General features: G+C 45.7%; 14 protein-coding genes. 7 read left to right on the top strand and 7 right to left on the bottom strand.

All coding sequences use genetic code 11. The features are described 5' to 3' along the window. Positions 1 to 7 precede the first annotated feature (7 nt). The 6 genes from NST47_RS04590 (at position 8) to NST47_RS04565 (ending at position 7,283) form a co-directional block, all read left to right on the top strand. Positions 8 to 2,473, top strand: coding sequence for an S-layer homology domain-containing protein (locus NST47_RS04590; protein ID WP_341154076.1), 2,466 nt, complete (start codon positions 8 to 10; stop codon positions 2,471 to 2,473). Positions 2,474 to 2,634: 161 nt separating this feature from the next. After that, positions 2,635 to 2,865: a hypothetical protein gene (locus NST47_RS04585; protein WP_341154075.1), complete on the top strand. Its 231-nt coding sequence runs from the start codon at positions 2,635 to 2,637 to the stop codon at positions 2,863 to 2,865. Between the two features lie 217 nt (positions 2,866 to 3,082). Beyond that, positions 3,083 to 4,543 (top strand): sulfatase family protein, encoded by a 1,461-nt coding sequence (locus NST47_RS04580; RefSeq protein ID WP_341154074.1) that lies wholly within the window; start codon positions 3,083 to 3,085, stop codon positions 4,541 to 4,543. Between the two features lie 57 nt (positions 4,544 to 4,600). Next, the gene (locus tag NST47_RS04575; protein WP_341154073.1) at positions 4,601 to 5,362 is read left to right on the top strand and encodes an ABC transporter permease; all 762 of its coding nucleotides are present in this window, start codon (positions 4,601 to 4,603) and stop codon (positions 5,360 to 5,362) included. Continuing rightward, positions 5,338 to 6,168, top strand: coding sequence for an ABC transporter ATP-binding protein (locus NST47_RS04570; protein ID WP_341154072.1), 831 nt, complete (start codon positions 5,338 to 5,340; stop codon positions 6,166 to 6,168). The genes NST47_RS04575 and NST47_RS04570 overlap by 25 nt, the downstream gene beginning before the upstream one ends. Positions 6,169 to 6,218: 50 nt before the next feature. Further along, the gene (locus NST47_RS04565; protein ID WP_076231054.1) at positions 6,219 to 7,283 is read left to right on the top strand and encodes an ABC transporter substrate-binding protein; all 1,065 of its coding nucleotides are present in this window, start codon (positions 6,219 to 6,221) and stop codon (positions 7,281 to 7,283) included. Between the two features lie 74 nt (positions 7,284 to 7,357). Here NST47_RS04565 and NST47_RS04560 read toward each other — a convergent pair whose 3' ends face one another. From NST47_RS04560 to NST47_RS04530, 7 genes are all read right to left on the bottom strand, one after another. Then, positions 7,358 to 8,053 carry a response regulator transcription factor gene (locus tag NST47_RS04560; RefSeq protein ID WP_076231050.1) on the bottom strand — a complete coding sequence of 232 codons (696 nt, stop codon included), beginning with the start codon at positions 8,051 to 8,053 and terminating at the stop codon, positions 7,358 to 7,360. A gap of 7 nt (positions 8,054 to 8,060) precedes the next feature. Continuing rightward, on the bottom strand, positions 8,061 to 9,548 hold the full coding sequence (locus tag NST47_RS04555) for a HAMP domain-containing sensor histidine kinase (RefSeq protein WP_341154071.1): 1,488 nt from the start codon (positions 9,546 to 9,548) through the stop codon (positions 8,061 to 8,063). Between the two features lie 91 nt (positions 9,549 to 9,639). Next, positions 9,640 to 10,473, bottom strand: a complete 834-nt coding sequence (locus tag NST47_RS04550; RefSeq protein WP_341154070.1) for a carbohydrate ABC transporter permease — start codon at positions 10,471 to 10,473, stop codon at positions 9,640 to 9,642. After that, positions 10,470 to 11,348 carry a carbohydrate ABC transporter permease gene (locus NST47_RS04545; RefSeq protein WP_341154069.1) on the bottom strand — a complete coding sequence of 293 codons (879 nt, stop codon included), beginning with the start codon at positions 11,346 to 11,348 and terminating at the stop codon, positions 10,470 to 10,472. The genes NST47_RS04550 and NST47_RS04545 overlap by 4 nt, the downstream gene beginning before the upstream one ends. 87 nt (positions 11,349 to 11,435) lie before the next feature. Next, positions 11,436 to 12,737 (bottom strand): ABC transporter substrate-binding protein, encoded by a 1,302-nt coding sequence (locus NST47_RS04540; protein ID WP_341154068.1) that lies wholly within the window; start codon positions 12,735 to 12,737, stop codon positions 11,436 to 11,438. Positions 12,738 to 12,847: 110 nt separating this feature from the next. Beyond that, the gene (locus NST47_RS04535; protein ID WP_341154067.1) at positions 12,848 to 14,407 is read right to left on the bottom strand and encodes a response regulator transcription factor; all 1,560 of its coding nucleotides are present in this window, start codon (positions 14,405 to 14,407) and stop codon (positions 12,848 to 12,850) included. Beyond that, on the bottom strand, positions 14,404 to 16,164 hold the full coding sequence (locus NST47_RS04530) for a sensor histidine kinase (RefSeq protein WP_341154066.1): 1,761 nt from the start codon (positions 16,162 to 16,164) through the stop codon (positions 14,404 to 14,406). The genes NST47_RS04535 and NST47_RS04530 overlap by 4 nt, the downstream gene beginning before the upstream one ends. Before the next feature lie 297 nt (positions 16,165 to 16,461). Here NST47_RS04530 and NST47_RS04525 point away from each other — a divergent pair, with 297 nt between their 5' ends. Next, a complete protein-coding gene (locus NST47_RS04525; protein ID WP_341154065.1) occupies positions 16,462 to 17,253 on the top strand; it encodes an MBL fold metallo-hydrolase in 792 nt (263 codons plus the stop codon). Positions 17,254 to 17,414: the final 161 nt, after the last annotated feature.

Raw genomic sequence — 17,414 nt, 5'->3', positions numbered from 1 at the left:
TCAACTCATGCCAGTTCGAAATAAATGTTCCAGTACACCATGGACAGGGTTAGGCGTACTGTTATTCTTAATAACCATCATGCTCATCCATCCTTTTCAAGCTTCGGCAGCTCCGGCTGGCGCACAAGTCTTCATCTCACCGGTAACAGGAGTTGTCGGTCAACAAGCAGATGTTGTTGTATCGATAGCTCCGAGCTCCGAGGTTGCAGCATACGGCCTGCAGATAAACTATGATAAAAATGTATTGGAGGCTGTCAGCATCACACCGAAATACGGCAATCCATCCGAGACCGAATGTGTGAATGACAATAATGGCTGTTTCCAATCTCTCATACACGCAGCGTCCGGCTCGTTAAGGGCGGCCTGGTTTGATGTGTCGGGTGGCAGCCATCCAGTCACTACGACCACTGAATTGTTCACGGTCCGCTTTATGATCAAGAGTAATATCGTATCGGGCAGCAAGCTGCTGTCTGTGGATACGACCGACCCAGAAAAGCTTAATGCAACTGATGCTTCGGGCCATAACGTTTCCGTACTTGTAACTATAGGGAAATCCGGCCTGGCAGACCTTATAACATTATCAACCTCAACTGGTGATCTGACGCCTGCTTTCAATACCGGTATTCGTTCCTATCATCAGAATGTAGCTAATGACACGCTGCAAACCACGGTGACCGCAGTGGTCTATGATTCTTCTGCCACCCTGACAATTCGCGGAATAACGACTGCAAGCGGTACAGCGTCAAGCCCGATTACGCTTGCTACCGGGGATAACACGATTCCGATAGAGGTGAAGGCAGCTGACGGCTCCTATACGAACCTTTATACACTTATCATTAATCGCGCACCTTCAACTAATGCTCAGCTAAGCAGCCTCACGACAAGCATTGGTGCTGTTAACCCACAATTTTCACCGTCAACGACAAGTTATGATCTGTTTGTGGGTACAGCCATTCAAACGATGACCGTAACTGCCAGCGTTTACGATGCATCCTCCCAACTTAGTGTTAATGGAGTGTCGGTTAATAGCGGCTCCGAGTCTGATGCGATCAGGCTCAATATAGGAACCAATACGATCAGCATATCTGTGAAAGCACAGGACGGAGTTAACACCCAAACGTATACGTTGAATGTACGCCGCGCAGCCTCCAATACATCAACAACAAGCTCATCAACGGGCACAACTGCAGCACCGACAACTACACAAGCACCGAGCAGCAGCAGCGTTGTCGAGATAATTATAGACGGTGTAAAACAGGACAAGCTGGCAACAGCTCAAACGGAAAAAAATGGCGACATCACGACCACAAAGATTATTTTGGAGCAGGATAAAGTAACCACCAAGCTCGAGAATGACAGTAGTAAAATCATTACGATTCCTGTTAGTGGGAACAGCGATGTGGTAGTTGGCCAATTGACCGGACAACTGGTCAAGCTAATGGAAATGAAAGAGGCCGTACTGGAAATCAAAACCGATCGTGCCTCCTATACACTTCCGGCCCTGCAAATGAAGATTGATGACATCTCCGCTAAGCTGGGAAGCAACGTACAACTGCAGGATATTATCATCAATGTGATTATCTCGACACCCTCCAAGGAAACAGTGGATATGCTTCAAAAAGCAGCAAACGAAACAGGTGTGAAATTAGAGGTCGCGCCAGTCACCTTTGAAGTTACAGCTACCTTGGGAGATAAAAAAGTTGAGGTTGAACGGTTTAACAGCTATGCGGAGCGTACGATTACACTGCCCGATGGTGTCGATGCTTCACAAATTACGACAGGTGTCGTATTAAATCCAGATGGTTCGTTCACTCACGTGCCAACAAAAGTAATCAAGCAGGGCAACCATGACAATGCCATTATCAACAGTTTGACCAATAGTACGTACACGGTCGTATGGAGTCCCAGAATTTTCTCTGACGTGTCGACACACTGGAGCAAACAGGACGTCAACGATATGGCTTCCCGGCTTATTATCCAGGGAGTCAGCAAGGATTCATTTGCACCTGACGAAGCGATTACACGGGCGGAATTTATAACAATTATGGTTCGTTCGCTTGGAATTAAACATGGATTAGTCGCGGCTCTGCCATCAGACGTCCGCAAGGATGATTGGTATACGGATACGGTTGCGACAGCATTATCCTATCAGTTAATAAGTGGTTACGAGGATGGCTCCTTCCGTCCTAATCAGACCATAACCCGAGCTGAAGCAGCTGTGATCCTTAATCAGGCCTCTAAACTCGCCAAATTAAATGCATTTCAATCAGGAGATACGACCAAACTGCTACAAAATTTCAATGATAATCAGATGATAGCGGATTGGGCCAAGCAGGCAATGGCTGCAGTTGTATCGAACGGAATTATTCAGGGAGATCAGCAAAAAATAATGCCTCAGGATAATGTGACCCGTGCACAAACAGCAGCCATGATGAGAAGACTTCTTCAAAAAGCAGGTCTGATTAACAATTAAATGGTATAAAAAGGGTTATTCTGCAGCAGCATTTGGGCTCAGGATAGCCTTTTTGTAAATTTCCTCACTTTTTATCCATATAATGTAAATTATGTTTGGTTTTATTACGATCAGGTTAATAATAGTACACAAGTGCATACTAACATTGGAGGCGACCTGATATGTCGAACAATACCTATAATAACGAGGATTTGAAAACGAGCGTAAAGGCACACGAAGAGTTCGATGAGCAAAAAGGGTCCGATACCCCGATCAGTGAAGTTATGAACGGATCCATGGCTCCCAATATGGAAGAAATCAAGCGACTGGGCAAGGATATGAAAAATATGAAAACCGAGGCAGAGCTTAATGAAGAAGGCTTGGTCTCCGATCCGATCCAGAACGAATCATAAATCATGGATGCTATGAATGAAACGCTATATCTCAAATTTCACATATGATCTCCATTGATTGATAAGCAAAGGAGCTGCCCACAATGGCAGTTTTTTTGCTTTTTTTATGGGGATATCGTCGTGGATATGGCCAATAAGGGTTGAAGAATGTTCAACCTTATGTTTACAGAAAATTAAAAATATAATAAAAATATCACTTAGCACAGGAGGTCAACACATGAGAATTATTTATTTGGACATCGACTCTCTTCGTCCCGATCATATGGGCTGTTATGGCTACAACCGCAATACCACACCCAACATTGATAAAATTGCCGCAGCTGGTATGAGATTCAACAATTGCTACACCGCGTCTTCTCCATGTGTACCATCAAGAGCCAGCTTCATGTCAGGCCGATTCGGTATTCACCACGGAGCGCTGACGCATTGGGGACCGGGCGGAGAGTTTCATTACCCAGAAGGCGACGGGCACAGTGAAGACATTCCTTTCTTTACGAGACATATCCGCAAAGCTGGATATAAAACGGTTACATTCTCTACCTTCGGAGATCGCCATCACGCTTGGTGGTATTTTGCCGGCTGGAACGAAGTTCATACGCATTCTTTAAAAGAAGGCAACGAAAATGCCGATGAAGTAAACGCTTCCGTAATTCCTTGGCTGAAGCAGCATGGTAAAGAAGATAACTTCTTTTTACACATTCAATATTGGGACCCACATACATTCTACACGTACCCCATCGAATATATGGAGCAGTGGAAGGACGCGCCTCTGAAGGCTTTCCCTGATGAAGCAACCATTGCTTCCCAACAAAAGGACAGCTTTCCGCGTTCCGCTCCTTTCCTTCACTGGGGTGACAAGTATCCGGCAACGATGCCAGGACAAATCGCCAATCGCGCCGATCTTAAGCATGTCATTGACGGCTACGATGGCGGTATCAGCTACATGGATAAATATGTAGGTGAGCTGTTGGACACGCTGCGCGAGCTTGGCATCGAAGATGAAGTGTGCTTCATTATTAGTGCCGATCATGCCGAATCCCTTGGGGAGCAAGGCATTTACATCGAGCACGCAAGTGCGACGGAAGCTGTCCATCATATTCCGCTGATTGTTACAATTCCGGGTGTAACCCAGCCGGGGCAAGCCGTTGACGGCTTCGTCTATAACGTCGATGTAATCGCTACCCTTACAGATTTGGTAGGACTCGAAGTGCCATCAGGGTGGGACGGTCGCTCCTTTCTTCCAGCACTAACAAGCGAGCATTGGCAAGGACGCGATTATCTGGTGATGGATCATGCTTTGTATGTATGCCAACGCGCTGTGCGGGACGAGAAATGGTATTTCATCCGCACGTATCATCCGGGATTGATGCTGCATTTTGACGATGTGACTTTGTACGATATGGTTAACGATCCTAATCAAACCAGCAATGTTGCAATGGAATTCCCGGACATCGTGAAAGAAATGGACCATCGCTTGTCCCAATGGCAGCACGAGCAAGCACGCAAGCCAGGCTATAAGGTAGACCCGATGCAAAAAGTCATCGAAACCGGACCATGGAAATATTTGAAGGTTGAGGATTGGGTTCGTAAATTAGAAAAGAGCGGCTGGAATGAAGCGGCATCGGAATTGCGAAGCATCTACTCCAGTGAGGCGCTGCAGCCTGCCTATGATGGGTAGACCTACCTGCAGCCGCCCCCATTAAATAAATTGAGCCCTACGAAAGAGGTTAAAACTATGAAAAAAATCCCCAACTGGATGCTGACGATCATCTCCTTGATCGTAGGTATACTGCTCTGGTACCTGCTATCATCGATTCCGGCTATAGGAGCTATTATAGCGAGTCCGATCAGGGTGCTGAAATCGTTCTCCACGGAGATTGGGAGCGGCCGGATGTGGACCAACGTATGGGCGAGCCTGCTCCGGGTACTTGGCGGCTTCTCACTCGGGCTGATCGTAGCTATACCTGTTGCCTTTTTGATGGCATGGTACTCACTGATCCGTTCCATCGTGGACCCATGGATTCAATTTTTTCGGACGATCCCTCCTATCGCTTTGATCCCTCTTGTTATTGTTTCACAGGGTGTGGGCGAATCGGCGAAGATCAGCGTTATTTTTGTTGCTACCTTTCTGGTCATGGTGATCACGATCTTTCAAGGAATACGCAACGTCGATCCAACCTTAATCCGTGCGGCCCGGGTGCTTGGCGCCAGAGATCGGGACATTTTCTTCGAGGTCATTGTACCTGCCTCCTTCCCTTATATTCTGGTAGGGGTGCGACTTGGTCTGGCTGCTGCGTGGACAACACTTGTTGCTGCTGAACTAACGGGCGCCAATAAAGGACTTGGCAACATGATCATGGAAGCAAGCTTATACTTCCGCATGGATGTCGTCATACTCGGTATCATTGTCATTGGGATTATAGGCTTGGCTATGGATAAATTCGTATTGTTTCTGGAGAGGAGGCTGACAGGATGGCAGGAACTTCGTCAAAGCTAGAAGCGAACAGCATCAATAATCAAGCGACAGAAGCGAACAAAATTGAGATCAGCGGCCTTTCGAAAATATACAAGGGACGTGGCGGCGATACCATTGCCCTGCAAAACACGGATTTAACGATCAAAAATAATGAATTTGTATGTGTAGTCGGCCCAAGCGGCTGTGGGAAAACAACCCTGCTCAATATTATTGGCGGACTTGAAGCCGCAACCTCAGGTTCTGTGCGAGTCGATGGCAAGGAGGTGAACGGCCCCGGCAGGGAACGCGGTGTTGTGTTTCAGCAGTACGCCTTATTCCCGTGGAAAACCGTATTAAAAAATGTTGAATTTGGACTGAAGCTGCGCGGATTAAACCAGAAGGAACGCAAGGAAAAGGCCGAGTCTTATTTGGAGCTGGTGGGACTCAAGGACTTTGCCCATGCGTATCCGAAGGAATTGTCAGGCGGGATGAAGCAGCGGGTCGCGATTGCAAGAGCGTATGCGGTGGAGCCGGAAGTACTTCTTATGGATGAACCGTTCGGAGCGTTAGACGCCCAGACGCGAGCCCAGCTGCAGGAGGAGCTGCTCAAGACCTGGCAAAAGCAAAAGAAAACGTGCTTCTTTATTACTCATGATGTTGAGGAAGCCGTCATCCTGGCCCAGCGTGTCATTATTATGAGTGCACGTCCCGGCCGTATCAAAGAAATTATAGATGTAGACATCCCTTACCCTCGAGATCAGTCAACCAAGCTGGATGAACGATATATCAGTATCAAAAATGAGATATGGTCCAAAGTGTACCGTGAATATCTCGAGGTGTCGAAGTAATCGGTATATATTACCGTTATACTAATCATAATAAAGGGAGGGTTTTTAACATGGTTTACAAATCACAATCCGTAATTAAGCTTCCACTGGCAGCACTTGCACTTAGTCTTACACTTCTTATCAGTGCCTGTGGTTCAGGCAGCGGGTCCACGAATGCCAATGCACCACAAACGCCAACCCCCACAGCCAAAACCGAGGAAAAAGTACAAACCATTAATTTCGCTTATATGCCTAACATGGGCGGAGCAGCACCGATTGCGATTGGCGAGGAAAAAGGCTTCTTCAAAGAAGCAGGCATTAAGATGAACGCAGTGAAGTTCCTAAGCGGCCCTCCGGAATTTCAAGCCATGGCAGCGGGTGAAATCGATATTGCTTATATTGGGCCTGGAGCGACCTTCCTATCAGCTCAAGGTCAAGGCAACATTATAGGGATCGTCAGTCTCGGCAAGAGTGATATGGTGTTCGCCACGAAAAAATCCGGTATTAAAGAATTTAAAGATTTAAAAGGTAAAACCGTTGGGGTACCCAAAGGAACCTCGGGTGAAATGGTATTGAATCTGGGCATAGAAAAAGCCGGGCTTAAGCTGAGCGATGTGAATATCGTCAACATGGATGTTGCCGGTGCTGTTACCGCTTACGTTGCAGGCAAGGTCGATGCAGTCGCCATCTGGTCCCCGTACACATCAGAGATCGAGAAACAAATTGGCAAAGAAAACATGGTTAAGCTCGGGGATAACAGCAGCTTCTTCCCTGAATACTCGTTCCCGTCCAGTTGGGTAGTGAATCCGAAATTCTTAAAGGAAAAACCGGAATTGGTTGACAAATTCATGAAAGCTATGGCGAAAACAACCGAGTACAAAATTAGCCATAGTGACGAAGCCGTTAAACTAACAGCTGCCTATACACAGGTGCCTGAGGATAGCCTAAAGCAAGAGTTGGAAAGTATTGATTGGATCGATAGCAAGAAGCTTGCGACCGTATTCAAGGACGGCACAGCCAAGCAATGGTTCGACAATTTGCAAAAGCTGTTTGTTGCTAACGGCAAAATGGACAGCATCGTGCCATCGGAAAAATTCATGACGACGGATCCAGCTATCAAAGCGGTTAACCCGTAAGCAGGTTCAAGCGATACCACGCTTAGCTCTACAGAAACTTATACATTGTGATGATTACAAATAAGAGAAGGGCTCTATAGCCCCTCTCTTATTTTATGTATGTAGGGTATAATGTCCGAATCACGCAGCATGGCGGTTACTTCTTTTGTTCGCTTTTTATTGAATTTTTTCAAAATGAGATTAATTTGTGATTTGATGGTAGACAGCTCCACCTGCCGTTCCTTGGCAATCTCCGTGATTTTCATATCCTTTAACAGCAGATCAAGAATGGCTAGCTCGGAGGGAGTTAATTGGTACAAAATCTGAATGGACTTGCGAAAGGTTTCTTCGTTGCGCCGAATGCGGGTAAATTCATTTTTGATCTTATAGGCGACCTCAGGCCGGATTTGGACCTTGCCCTGATAGGCCGTTCGGACGCTATTGATGATTTCGCCAACCGAGCTTGTTTTCAATACATAATCAACGGCCCCCGTTTCAAAGGCGCTAAATACGGTTTCGTCATCCTCATGGACGGTCAGGAAAATAATCTTCGTCTCAGGAAATTGAGCGAGTACCTTTTGGGCGGTAATAATACCGTCATGCTTCATATCCATCTCAATATCCATCAAAATAATATCCGGTCTAAGCTCCGGAACGAGACTTAGCACCTCTTTGCCACTGGAAGCTTGTCCAACGAGGATCATACCCTCTGTCTGCTCGATCAGTAAGCAAAAATGTTCTCTCAATACGTCCAGGTCCTCGGCTACAAGAATACGAATTGGTAGTGTCATAGAGCCCTCATCCCTCCTTTGCTGACGGTTTTAATAAGTATAGCGGAATGATGACCTGGAAGGTGCATCCGGTATTTCCCTTGCTGTCCAGATGAATATGGCCGTAGTGGCCCAGCACGACATGTTTAACATATGATAACCCCACCCCCCAGTTTCTAGTCGTGTTCTTGCTCGTATAAAAGGGGTCAAACACGCCTTCCTGCAGCTCTTTTGCAATGCCGGGGCCGTTGTCGGTTACTTTAATTATGACCCAGTTTTCCTCCACATAGCTGATCAGACGGATTCGACCTTCAGGATCGTCTCCAATCGCTTCGATGGCATTTACCAGCAAATTGTGGATCGCTTCGGACATGTGATACACATCGATTAATATAAAAGTTTCTTCGCTTGGCACTTCAACCTCAATCGCGATAGACTCCGGCACCGTCGTGCGGTCGAGCGTGTGATCGATAAGCTTGTGGACAGCATATGGTTTTAATTGAAGATGATTGCTTTTCGAAGATTTATATAACTGGTCCAGCCGTCCGAGCGTGTGATCAGCGATATGTGCCGCTTTTTCCAAAGGGATCATCGCCTCGGCAGAGCCAGGTGTTTCTTGCTTGTTGAGCTGATCTGTTGCCTGTGTGATGAGCAATTGTATCATAATCAGCTGATTTTTAATCGCATGTGTGAATACCTGGGCACCCATATTAGCCGTTTTCAGCTTTCTTTGCAGGTGCAGGTCGTTTTTACCCATCTTGTTTTCGATCTCCGCATATTTCCATATCGACACAATACTAATGAGTGACAGCACCCCCGTAAACACGATGCTCAAGTACCACTGGATGAGAGTCAGCGGTGGATTGAAATTCGAGAAATCCGAATACAGGACGTAGAACGTCCGTACATCAAATACTTGCAGAGGTCCCATAAAACCGAGGAAAAAATAAAAGAGAACCAACGAGCATACGCCCAATATAATGAATCTGCTCTGCTGCTTCACCCAGGGTATTGTTATTTTCCGGTAGCTCCAGATCATGATGGAAACCGCCATAAGAGCAGAGATGACGATCCAACCCCGTGTCAGCCAACCAACCATATACGTATAATGGCGTTCCATGACCGTAAGTGCCTCTTTGTATATAACCGGATCATAAAAAATAATGTTGGCAAGCGCCAAAAGCAAGCTCAGCGCGTAGATATGCCACTGCTTCCAAATCGTCCTAGAAGATAACAGCGACAGGGATAACCCGATGAGACTGAAAATAAACATCGATCTTCCTACCGTAATCATGCGGCTGATGCCTTCAATTTTGATTGGCGAGTTCAGCAGCAGATTGCGAATGTCATCATTGAAAAACAAGACAATGTTTACCTTATAATAGAAGCCGCCGTATTTGGCTATAAACAAAATAAGACCGGCTATACTCAGGAACCACCCAAACAGAACAAAACCCATCCAGTATGCAGAAGGGTTTCGAGCTTTGGTTATGAACAGCGCAATAGCCGCTACCATGAGGACCATAAGTAAAATCGTCAAGTTGTCACCCGCATCATCAGTATAGCTTTATCATACCACACAACGCTGATATATATCTCACATAAGGCTAACCTTTAACTGCCCCGGCAACCAAACCTTGAATGATAAATCGCTGCATGAACAAGAAAAATACGATTATCGGAAACATCGAAATGGTGAGCGCAGCCATAATGGAATTCCACTCGTTGCCATAATCACCGAAAAATATACTGACAGCTAAAGGAAGCGTCCGGAACTTATCGGAACTGATCATGACCAAGGGCAGCATGAAGTCATTAAACACCCCAAGTACATTGATGATGGCGATTGTTGTCGTAATAGGCATCAATAAAGGCATAACGACCTTATAGAACATTTTAAATGGACCACAGCCATCTATAAACGCGGCCTCCTCCAATTCAATGGGAATCGTTTTGACAAAACCATGGTACAGGAACAAAGCCATAGGAACCAAAAAGCCCCAATACATGATAACCAGACCATAAACCGAATTGATTAAGTATAAATCCTTGGCTACCTTTAGTGCGGGTATCATAACAATTTGAAACGGAATGACCATCGAGGATAATACGAGGAAAAATATAAGCTGGCTGACTTTGCCCGGGCTTCTGACGAGTCGATAAGCTGCGGCAGAGCTTACCAGCAATACGCCCCCTACCGAACAAACGGTGACAACGATGGAATTAAGCAAGGCACGGGGATAGTTCATCGAAACCCATACCTTGGAGAAGTTGTCCAGAGTCCACGAGCCGGGAAGTGCAATTAAAGATTGCGAAACTTCGAGATACGTTTTAAAACTGTTGAGAAATGTTAAATAGAAAGGATACAGCATGAGAACCGCAGACAGGATCAGCAGCAATTCAAGCATCAATAACCCGACTCCATATCGCGTTTTCCTCACGCCTCCACCTCTTTTCTTTTCATGAGCGCTACCTGGGTAACCGAGAACAAAGCCAGTATTAGAAAAAATATGACCGCTTTAGCAGAAGCGTAGGAGAACAAATCGCTGCTAAAGGCATCTTGATAAATCTGATAGGAGATGGACTCTGTCGTTCCGTAAGGTCCGCCCATCGTAAGTGAATAGTTGAGATCGAACGATTTGAATCCGTGAACAATAGAAAGAAACACACAGATCGTAATCGAGGGCCGGATCAATGGAAGAATGATGCTCCAAAAAAGCGTAAGCTTGCCGGCTCCATCTATTTCCGCGGCTTCCTTCAGGTCGCTGGACACACCTTGAAGCCCTGCCAAATAAATAATCATATAATAGCCCAGACCATGCCATACCGTAACAATGATGATGGCCCAGAAAGAATGACTCGGCAAGGAGAGCCAGTTATCCTTCAGTAAGTCGATCCCCATGAATTGACCCAGCTGCGGGAACATATGTTTAATAATAAAATTCCATAGGAAGCCCACCACAACGAGCCCCATGACCGTCGGTAAAAAGAATGCGGTTCGCAGAAAATTTCTCATTTTCAATCCGGTATTTAAGGCGACTGCCAACAATAACCCGAGTACATTATACGCAATAACCGTAGCAGCCACATATTTCAAGGTGAAGGTGATGGTTCTGGCAAAGTTCGAGTCTTTAAACAAGCCTATATAGTTTTTCCATCCTACCCAATGGATTTCACTCCTGATTCCATCCCAATCCTGAAAAGAGTACAGAATTGAGCGGATAAACGGGATGAAGATAAACATGAAAAACAACACAAGCATCGGACCGACAAATGCGACATATACCAGCCTTCGCTGAATGACATTCTTACCCATGATGAACTCCTTCCAAGCCTTATGATAGCGACGTGTGCCAATGAGAAGGGCCTGGTTATGACAAGTACCAAGCCCCACTTTGAAAAGCTATTTTTTCATATGCTGAATCCAGAGATCCTGCAGCTGCTTCAAAGTCTCTTCCTTATTCGCTACGCCTGCGATATAGGCTTGCAAAGGCTTGGCAATATCCGTATTGAAGCCGGCTGGCCACAGTCCGGTGCCATAATTATCATAGGTTTTACCCGCTTTCACGTAGCTGTTCATGTCTTCGTGTAAAGGTCCTAAGTTTTTTCCATTTACATCATCAAACACAGGAGCCAAATTCATTTTTTCTACAATATATTTTTGTCCGTTTTTATGAAGCCAGGTCAGAAACTCCTTGCTTTCTTCCAGATTCGCTGAGTCTTTGTGGAGAACGAAATATGCCGTTGTGGCAACTTGCATCTTGGTTTCTTCAGCGTTGTCATTAAGCGGTACGGCGAACATCCCCATGTTCAGCTTCGGATTTAGTTTCAGAAGAGGCCCCGTGTACCAGGTTCCCTGCTTGATCATAGCCATTTTCCCGTCGGCGAAATCCTTTTGCTGCTGATTAAAGTCATAGCCTACCGATTGCTTACCCAAGCCGTAATCATCAGTCAGATCCAAAACCGTAAAAAAATTATCGATATTCGTCACATTTTTGATTTGCTTCGTGCCCTTGTTGATCTGATCGATCAATCCGGCTTGATCTTTCTCGTAAGCAAAGGGAATGCCGAGCAGGTGCATGAGAAAACCCCAGTTGCTCCATGCTTCCCCGAAGGATTGAATGTTGGCTGCTTTCAGTTTATCAGCTGTCTGCTTCAGCTCCGTCAAGGTTGTCGGGACTTTAGTGATTCCCGCCTTTGCAAATAAATCCTTGTTGTATACAAAGCCATGCCCTTCAACCTGCATCGGAAAACCCAATTGCTTACCGTTAATCGTCATTGGGGCAAGGCTCGGCTTCAGTGCGTGCGCCATCCACGGCTCTTTCGACAAATCTGCGAGTTTATCTGCCCAAGCGGGAATTTCGGAAGCGCCCAAGTAAAAGATATCCGGCGCGTCACCAGCAGCAAAGCGCGTCTTTAACAAAGTGCTTGCTTTATCCGGAGGAATTTGAAAATCCACCTTCACTCCCGGATGCTCAGCTTCATAATCACTAACGATCGCTTTAACATTTTCGGCATGCTGCGGCGTTAATCCGATTGCTTTCAGCGTAACATTTTTCGTCGGCTTCGCTTTATTGCCTGATTCTCCTGCTGCCGAATTTTCCTTCGTTCCCCCATTGCCCGGTACCTGATTAGCACAACCGACCAGAGCTACCGTAACGGCCATTAAGACCGACAGCATGGAGCAAGACCACTTTTTCCCCATTTCCTAACCCCCTATTTTATCGCTGCTACAGTCCTATTATAAGATAAGAATGACCGTACCCAACAAGGAGGATCGGCTTGTAAAAAAGGAATATTTGAACTTTTTCAGGTTTACCTGTCTCTATTGTGTTTACGGAATTGGATTGGAGATAATCCGGTCTGTTTCTTAAAAACTTTGCTGAAATAATTCTCATCCTCATAGCCGAGTGAATTAGCTACTTCCGCAATCGGAGTATCTGAATGGATCAACAGCGATATCGCCTTTTCCATACGAAGGCTGGTTAAGCAGGACATGATGGTGGTATGGTATTGTTCTTTAAATTTTCTGGTCAAATGCTGTGGACTGAAATGAAAGGCCTCTGCCAGCGTAGACAACGAAATCTGCTCCTGATAATGCTTATGGATGTACTGATAAACCCCTTCAATTCCAAAAGATAACGATTGATCGTTTCCATACTCGGCGATTTCCCAGCAGCGCTGCTCAAGCTGAGCCTGCCATTCATCCAAGTCACTAATCCATAAAGAAAGTAAACCATCTATTCGATCTTTGTTCGTTTGACTAGAGCCTGCGATACGTTTCACCAGCAGGTTGGCTTCCATCGTGTACACTTGAAGTTGTTCCAGACGCAAGGAACCACAGGCATGCAGCGCTTGAACAAAAGCTCCTATAATATCCGTCAAACCGGCATGATGACCTCTCTGGATAGCGTTCATCAGCAAGATTTCCCGATCCGCCCATCGGGGCAATTCGTGGGTAGGATTGGCCGAGCCCTTCAATAGCTCGCTTTTCAATAAGGAGGCTCGTGCCTCGGCGACTGCAGGAAGCAACTGTGTAGGATCCGCTACCGATATAAAGGTTCCTTGCAGCACTTCCAAGCCTAACGTCTCCCGCCATGCCTGCTCTAAATTCTTGAGATACCAGTTATATTCGCTCTTCATATTATCTGAATGTGTAGATGACATGATCAGGACCCATTGGTATTCATCCAGCCTGCATAAGTAATGCACCACATGAGATTTTAGAATTTCTTGCGCAATATTATTGACAGCGAATTGAAATAATCCGATATCCCCTACAAATCTTCCATCGATCAGCCTCGTTTTATTTCGCGGCAGCATAAAAGAAATACTCAGATTGTGAGCGGGGAGCCCGATTTTATGAAACAAATTACGAAGGGTTTCGTCCTGCAGCACAACGTTCCCTTTCAGAAATTCGACCAACTTCTGCTCATCGAGAAGTGAATCGGCAAGGCGAAGGCGGTGACGCTTTTCAAGCTCCTCTATCGATTTGTTATGGATGGCTTGACTGGCCGTTACGGCGCGATAAACAGCTTCTTCCAAATCCTTGGTCTTGAACGGCTTCAGGATATAATCGACCCCGTTTGCTAACAGCGCTGCTCTTGTAAAGCTATAGTCGGCATAGCCGCTAACGACGATAACCTGGGTATCCCACCCTTCATCCCGGAGCGACTGCAGTAATTGAATCCCATCCATCTGCGGCATACTCATATCGCAAAATAAAATGACAGGATGATGCTTCCTGACCAGCTCCATCGCCTGAATACCGTTATCGGCCATGAATCGTTCGGTTATGCCGAATTGTACCCAATCCACAGCAAGATCAATTCCTTTACGGACATGCTCTTCATCATCGGCTATCACTACTTTCATGATTCAGTCCTCCCCTCTGCAGTTTGATAAGGAATCGTAAAGGACACGACGGTAGCTTCGTAAGGTACACTTCGAATCCTCCAATGAAATTCCGGTCCGTAATAAAGCTGCAGCCGATGCAAAACGTTAAGAAGCCCTATCCTTGTATCGGAATTAAACTGATAATCCGCATAGCTCTGCTCCAGCTGCTCGATCATCTTAGGTTCAAGACCTTTGCCGTTATCTATGATTCGGATTTCAATAGCGGCACCGGACTCAATGCAAATGTGCACGGTTCCGTTTCCTCGACCTTTTTCCATGCCGTGCACGATACTGTTCTCAACCAATGGCTGAAGAATCATTTTCGGTACCTGAATGTTCATCAGCTGTGGCGGGCATGAAATTGTATAGGACAGCTTGCTCGCAAATCTCCCCCCTTGAAGCGACAAATAATTTTCAATATGCCTAAGCTCGGTCTGCAAAGTTACCACCTCCGTCTTAAGGTCCATACTGTAACGAAAAATATCTCCCAGCTCAGCAATTTTATCGTGGATTTCCCTGACGCCATGACTGAGTGCCAAGGTTCCAATAGATTGGAGGGTGTTGTAAAGAAAATGCGGATTAATTTGCGACTGCAGCATTTTTAGCCGGGCAGTTGATAGCTCCAATCGGTTCCGGTATTCTTCGTTAATCAATATATCCAGCTGCCGAACCATATTTTGAAAGCGCTCTTCCAAAACTCCCAACTCATCCGCTACCCCCGTCTTCTTATCCACCTTGAAATTCCCGGTCTGGACCTTGGCCATGTTTCTTATCATTCTCTTAATCCGCAGGATCATATAGTAGGACATCAATGTCACCAATACAATGATAAATACAATACCAATGGATTGAACGATCAACGATTGGCTCAACGTCTGATTAGCTGCCTTATTAATGGTTGAATCGGGTACAAACCTTACTATGGTAAGGGGTAATTTCCTGAATTGATCTGTTGCATATATAAAAACACCTTGGGCTCCGTTCCATTCTCCGCTGATGAACCCATTCTGATCACGAATGCTTGCCACCATAGCGGTAATTTTATCGTCTCCAGCCTGATTCAGATCGGAATCGGAAGTGAATGCCAATTGAGGCTTTTGATGAATGAGGAAAAACTCCGAGCTCTCTTCTTCAGGATTGGAGATTCCGCTGACGATTCCTGCGATTTCTTTGGGACCAATATAGAGAGAAGTCAAGCCTAATACCCTTGAGTCGGGATAATCGATTAGCAGCTTATTCATCGACAAAACTCGATCTTTACCCATATGAGAAACCTGAAATTCTTTGGTAATGTCCCATTCATTAGCCTGTGCTTTGATCAGCTTGGGGTCTGAGGATTGGATGCTTTGCCCGTTACTATTAATCATATAACGCTGACCGGATAAAGCGCTCATGAAATCAACGGCCTTCAATTCAAGATGGCTTGCGTAAATTTTTTGCATCTGTTGCGAAAAATATAAGGCTTCGTACGGTGTGATTTCCGAGCTTTGCAAATATTTCATTAAATCCTCGTCTTTATAAAAGGATACGGCCAAATCTGATAGTTCAACAAAATACCTTTTGAGCCCGTCCATGCGGATCTTCATCGAGTGCTTGTTCAACTCAATGATTTGCCGTTTCACGGAATTGCTATTCGTCTGATAAGCGATCACATTGGATAGAAAGAAGGGAATAACTGACGCAACCAGCATTCCCGTTAATAATTTCGCAAACAAGCTTTTTTTTATCCAGTTCATATCGGTTCTCCTTGGATCAATATGATGAATCCACGTTTGTTGGAACGATTATACAGGCGGCTATATTTATAAAGCAAGACTTTTTACTTGATCCTATGACTGAATGGTGGTTAGGTGTGTTTGAGTTACCCAAATGTCTGAAATATTAATTTGACATCGTACGCTTATGTTATAAAAAATGCGTATGACCGGTCCCTGCGGCCGGTTTTTTTACATTCCCCGAACGGTTTCTCCGAGTGTACAAATCCCACCAAGTAGTTTATATTTATTTTACTTAAATCATCAGCTGGAAAGAATGTGGAAACAGTGAAAGATACCTTGACCTTATGGGGGACAGGCGATTCAATGGGTGTTCCCAGAGTATATTGCTCCTGCGGGGTATGCACCGAGGCCAGAACGAGCGGCGCTAATCGGCGATTCCGTTCATCCGCTCTGCTGCATACGTCCGTTGGCACGCTATTGATTGATTGCGGTCCCGAGTGGCGCACCCAAATGGAGCATTACGGACTCAGGAGTCTTGAGCATGTGCTCATTACTCATGCGCATTTTGACCATATAGCCGGACTTCCCGAATGGGCGGATGCTTGTCGTTACAGCCATATGAAGGGTCATGTGTATGCGCCAGCCGATGTGCTGGCCCAGCTTCGCACGATGTTTCCCTGGCTGGAAAACCAGCTTGACTACCACGATTGCAGCGGCAGCCTGGTATGGGGTGAGTGGGTTGTTCGTCCTTGGAAGGTATGCCATGGCAAGAATGGCTTCTCTTATGCTTATCGCTTTGACAAGCACACGGATCAGCCGTACCACTTTGCCTACTGTTCAGATGCAATTAATCTGAATGAAGAGGAAAAAGCTCCCCTATTTGGCTTACAGCTATTAATTATCGGTACTAATTTCTATAAGGAAGAATCTGCGATCGAGACGCGCTCTGTCTACGATATGACCGAAGCCCTTGAGCTGCTGCAAGAAACGAAGCCTGAGCATACGATATTTACCCATATGTCGCATGGTGTTGACGTTCTTGAGCAGTATGGCCTTCCCGCGAGTGTGACTATGGCCCGAACCGGCATGATTTTGGAGCTGGAGTAGAAGCTTGGATTGGACATGAAGTCTGGGCCTGCTCAACAAGTCTATGAAACGGAAAAAGACTATAAGTTCCTTGTTCAGGAGCTCATAGTCTTTTTCGTGAGGTATTGGAAGTAGTGAACGGAACCTGCTCACAGAGCGGTGGTCATCTGCAACTATTTATA

This window comes from Paenibacillus sp. FSL H8-0034, from assembly GCF_038000305.1.
In the GTDB taxonomy this organism is placed as follows: domain Bacteria; phylum Bacillota; class Bacilli; order Paenibacillales; family NBRC-103111; genus Paenibacillus_S.
Note: the sequence above shows the minus strand (reverse complement) of the source record. Positions and strands in the feature narration are given on the sequence as shown.

What these genes read in the sequence shown, in the direction of transcription:
- NST47_RS04590 (WP_341154076.1), top strand. Translation starts at nt 8, where the DNA reads ATGCCAGTTCGAAATAAATGTTCCAGTACACCATGGACAGGGTTAGGC.
- NST47_RS04585 (WP_341154075.1), top strand. Translation starts at nt 2,635, where the DNA reads ATGTCGAACAATACCTATAATAACGAGGATTTGAAAACGAGCGTAAAG.
- NST47_RS04580 (WP_341154074.1), top strand. Translation starts at nt 3,083, where the DNA reads ATGAGAATTATTTATTTGGACATCGACTCTCTTCGTCCCGATCATATG.
- NST47_RS04575 (WP_341154073.1), top strand. Translation starts at nt 4,601, where the DNA reads ATGAAAAAAATCCCCAACTGGATGCTGACGATCATCTCCTTGATCGTA.
- NST47_RS04570 (WP_341154072.1), top strand. Translation starts at nt 5,338, where the DNA reads ATGGCAGGAACTTCGTCAAAGCTAGAAGCGAACAGCATCAATAATCAA.
- NST47_RS04565 (WP_076231054.1), top strand. Translation starts at nt 6,219, where the DNA reads ATGGTTTACAAATCACAATCCGTAATTAAGCTTCCACTGGCAGCACTT.
- NST47_RS04560 (WP_076231050.1), bottom strand. Translation starts at nt 8,053, where the DNA reads ATGACACTACCAATTCGTATTCTTGTAGCCGAGGACCTGGACGTATTG.
- NST47_RS04555 (WP_341154071.1), bottom strand. Translation starts at nt 9,548, where the DNA reads ATGGTAGCGGCTATTGCGCTGTTCATAACCAAAGCTCGAAACCCTTCT.
- NST47_RS04545 (WP_341154069.1), bottom strand. Translation starts at nt 11,348, where the DNA reads ATGGGTAAGAATGTCATTCAGCGAAGGCTGGTATATGTCGCATTTGTC.
- NST47_RS04540 (WP_341154068.1), bottom strand. Translation starts at nt 12,737, where the DNA reads ATGGGGAAAAAGTGGTCTTGCTCCATGCTGTCGGTCTTAATGGCCGTT.
- NST47_RS04535 (WP_341154067.1), bottom strand. Translation starts at nt 14,407, where the DNA reads ATGAAAGTAGTGATAGCCGATGATGAAGAGCATGTCCGTAAAGGAATT.
- NST47_RS04530 (WP_341154066.1), bottom strand. Translation starts at nt 16,164, where the DNA reads ATGAACTGGATAAAAAAAAGCTTGTTTGCGAAATTATTAACGGGAATG.